At 37.2% G+C, this 3,754-nt stretch carries 4 protein-coding genes; 3 read left to right on the forward strand and 1 reads right to left on the reverse strand.

From position 1 onward, the window contains the following. Positions 1–113 precede the first annotated feature (113 nt). Positions 114–1,316 (reverse strand): pyridoxal phosphate-dependent aminotransferase, encoded by a 1,203-nt coding sequence (locus EA341_RS07705; protein ID WP_293012744.1) that lies wholly within the window; start codon positions 1,314–1,316, stop codon positions 114–116. A 130-nt stretch (positions 1,317–1,446) separates the two neighbouring features. On the opposite strand from EA341_RS07705, the gene EA341_RS07710 reads away from it, so the two are divergent. The 3 genes from EA341_RS07710 to EA341_RS07720 all read left to right on the forward strand — a co-directional run. Then, complete coding sequence (locus EA341_RS07710; RefSeq protein WP_293012745.1) at positions 1,447–2,307, forward strand: hypothetical protein; 861 nt, start codon at positions 1,447–1,449, stop codon at positions 2,305–2,307. A gap of 80 nt (positions 2,308–2,387) precedes the next feature. After that, entirely contained in the window at positions 2,388–2,819 is a 432-nt protein-coding gene (locus EA341_RS07715) for a MarR family winged helix-turn-helix transcriptional regulator (protein WP_293012746.1), read from the forward strand. Between the two features lie 94 nt (positions 2,820–2,913). After that, the coding region (locus EA341_RS07720) for an NAD(P)/FAD-dependent oxidoreductase (protein WP_293012747.1) at positions 2,914–3,754 on the forward strand (841 nt) is incomplete at its 3' end.

A 3,754-nucleotide genomic window follows, 5' to 3' on the forward strand; every position in this document is an offset into this window, starting at 1 on the left:
AAAAGGAAAAACCACTTATAAATACGGCTCTTGGATACTTTTTTTTGTTTTTAATTAAAAAAAAAGGTGGGTTGCCCCACCAATCTTAAATGTACATAAGTAAGCTTAAAAATTTAGACTAAAAGCGATAAAGCTTCCTTAATCCTTTTCATTGCTTCTATCAATTCAATTTCTGAGGCTGCATAAGAAAGCCTGACACAATCTGGTGCTCCAAATGCGGCACCAGTTACCAAAGAAACATTTGCTTTTTCCAATATATACAAGCAAAAATCGTCTGCATTAGCAATCTTATACTCACTTGTCGATTTTCCAAAAAATGCAGTCACATCTGGGAAAAAGTAGAAAGCTCCCTCAGGCACATGGGTTTTGATCCCTGGGATATCGCGTAATAAACCCAGTAACAATTCCCTTCTTTTCAAATATGCCTTTTCCATCTCTTCTGATGGGCCATGGTCTCCACTGATGGCTGCCAATGCCGCTCTTTGGGCTATCCCTGTACCTCCAGAGGTGAATTGTCCCTGCATTTTTTCACATGCTTTGGCAATAAATAAAGGGGCGCATATATACCCAACCCTCCATCCTGTCATGGCATATCCTTTGGAGAAACCATTAACGGTAATAGTCCTTTCAAACATACCGGGGAAAGATGCAATACTGGCATGCTTTCCGGTAAAGTTGATCAGTTCGTATATCTCATCTGCGATTACATAAAGATTTTCCCTCTTTCTAATCACTTCTGCAATTGCTTCCAATTCCTCTTTGCTAAATACAGACCCTGTTGGATTGCAAGGCGATGAATAAATAATTGCTTTGGTCTTGTCCGTAAGCGCTTCTTCAAGTTGTTTGGCTGTAGCTTTGAAGTTATTTTCCAAATTACCTTCAATCAAGACAGGTATACCTCCTGCCAATTTTATTATTTCAGCATAACTAACCCAATACGGGGAAAAAATCACCACTTCATCACCTTCATTGAGCATACACATGAAAACATTCGCTATAGAATGCTTTGCCCCGGTAGAGACCACTATGTTTTCCGCTTTAGCATCTTCAATGTGATTGACCTCTCTAAGCTTCTTGGCAATAGCTTCTCTTAAATCCTGATAACCCGCCACAGGTGGGTAAGAAAAATATTTCCCTTCATCTATGGCTGACTTGGCCGCTTCCTGAATATGTTTTGGCGTTTTGAAATCGGGTTCTCCAAGACTCAAACTGATAATATCAATCCCTTGCCCCTTTAGTTCTCTTGCTTTTTTAGCCATAGCCAAGGTGGCTGATTCTTCCATTTGGTTAATCCGATCTGATAATATATTCGTCATTTTATGGTTGGTTTAATAGATTTTGTCAAAAATACGGATAACAATGATTAATTCTAAGTGTAAGTGAATTTTGATTCTCTATTTGTAACTTTGCATCAAAATAACTGAAACCTCACTGCGTTTCAATAACATGAAGTATTTCACGCTGCTATTTATATTTTCTTTAATTTCTTTATCAGCAATCGCCCAAAAAGAGAAAAAGGCTGAAATTGAATCTGATCCGGATTCAACAGGTGTGATTTCTGACAAATTACAGCCTACTTCCTTGCCTTTATTGCTTTTTGATGACAATGAGAAAAAGGAAAAAAAGAAAAAGAGTAAGAAGAAGAAAAAGAAAAATATTTTTTACGGAGTAAAAACTAAAAAAGGAAGACTAAAGAACACATTGAGAAATCAGGTTACTTATGTTTTTTTCTTTTATACCACAGAACAAAAAAAAGCAGACCCTTATATAAGGGACATTCACTGGTATGATACCAAAGAAAAAATGATCAGATCTAAAGATTTTGATCAAACAAGGGGATACCTATTACATGGTCCCTATGAAAAGGTAATCGATGACAAACTCATCGAAGAAGGCCACTTTTACTTTGGAAAAAAACATGGCACATGGCTTTCATTCAATGACAAGCACGTCTTACAAGATAAACTTCATTTTTCTGAGGGTTGGCCAAAAGACTCCCGAGTAAGTTATTACAACAGAGATGAAAACAAAATTGAAAAACTCACACCTATAGAATACGATCTTAAAGAGGGTAACTTTTTTCACTTTTATGAAGATGGCCAAATCGCAGTTACTGGTGAATACCGCTACGGAGAAAAGGTGGGGCTATGGACAGAATACTGGGATTCTAAATCCAAAACAATCCGAAAAAGAGAAGTACAATATCAAGAGGTTCCCTTTTCCAAAGATTTCAGACCCTACATCCGGGCCGAATGGGACAAAGAAGGCAACCTGATCTATAGAAAAGACGGCTTGGGTTCTAATTAATCATTGTATTCCCTATAGATTTTATAGACTATTGTTTTTCAATAAAAATAGTTCTTATATTTGTTGTACTAATTATTTGTATGACACAAGAACAATTCAGTAAGTATTCATTTTTGTTGGACCGCACTGCCAGGAGGGTAAAACAATATGCCCAACAGAAATTTAAGCTGAGTGATTTTGACATTACTGTAGACCAATGGCTAGTAATGAAAAATCTATCAGAAAATGAGCTTCTGAGTCAATCTGAACTTGCGGCTTTGGTATTCAAAGACCAACCTACCCTTACGCGAATAATAGATATTCTCACCAAAAAAAACTATGTCGAAAGACTTCCTCATCCACTGGATAGGAGAAGCTTTCAACTGGTACTGACCACAGCAGGAAAGGATAAAGTCAAAGCACTCAAACCCAAAATTTCTTCCATTAGAGAAAAGGCTTGGGAAAACTTAGATGAATCTGATTTTCTGGAATTTAAAAGAATTCTAAATACTATTTATAATAATCTCGAATAGTATTTTTAAATAGCCTTTAAATTACTTGTCATACTAATTATATTTGCACGAACAATTTAACACCGGAGAGGTTTCATTCTTAAATATCTACATCATGATTACTACCGACATTTGTATCATTGGAGCTGGACCAGTAGGTCTATTCTCAGTATTTGAAGCGGGCCTTCTCAAGATGCGTTGTCATTTGATTGACTACCTTCCTCAGGTGGGCGGACAGCTTTCTGAAATATACCCTCAAAAACCTATCTACGACATTCCCGGATATCCGGAAGTCAAAGCACAGGAATTGGTAGATAACCTGATGGAGCAAATCAAACCTTTTAAACCTACTTTCACACTTGGTGAACGCGTAGATCATCTGGCTAAGCAAACTGACGGTTCTTTTGTAGTTACTACCAATGACAAAACAAAAGTTCATGCAAAAGTTATTGTAATAGCAGGGGGACTTGGTGTATTTGAACCTAGAAAACCTGCTTTGGACAAATTGGATCACTTCGAAGGAAAAGGAGTTACCTATATGGTGAAAAACCCTGAAGCTTTCCGTGATAAAAAAGTGGTTTTAGCCGGTGGAGGCGATTCTGCACTCGATTGGGCTATTTACCTTTCAAAAGTAGCAGAGCGAGTAACATTGGTACATAGAAATGAAACCTTCAGGGGGGCTCCTGATTCAGCAGCGAAAGTTTTTAATCTTGCAAATGAGGGTAAAATAGACCTTATCCTATCCGCAAATCTTAAAGAGCTTGGGGGCAATGGCCACCTTAATTCAGTTAAACTTGAAAATAAGAGCAAAGAAGAAATTACTATTGATACAGATTATTTGATTCCATTATTTGGACTGAGTCCAAAATTAGGACCTATTGCAGATTGGGGACTCAACATAGATAAAAATGCCATTGAGGTAGACACAAGAGATTACTCAACGGGTGTTGAAAGAA

Origin of the sequence: Mongoliibacter sp. (assembly GCF_007692705.1) — a bacterium.
GTDB lineage: Bacteria > Bacteroidota > Bacteroidia > Cytophagales > Cyclobacteriaceae > Mongoliibacter.

Coding starts and splice junctions, on each gene's coding strand:
- EA341_RS07705 (WP_293012744.1), bottom strand. CDS start 1,316: ATGACGAATATATTATCAGATCGGATTAACCAAATGGAAGAATCAGCC.
- EA341_RS07710 (WP_293012745.1), top strand. CDS start 1,447: ATGAAGTATTTCACGCTGCTATTTATATTTTCTTTAATTTCTTTATCA.
- EA341_RS07715 (WP_293012746.1), top strand. CDS start 2,388: ATGACACAAGAACAATTCAGTAAGTATTCATTTTTGTTGGACCGCACT.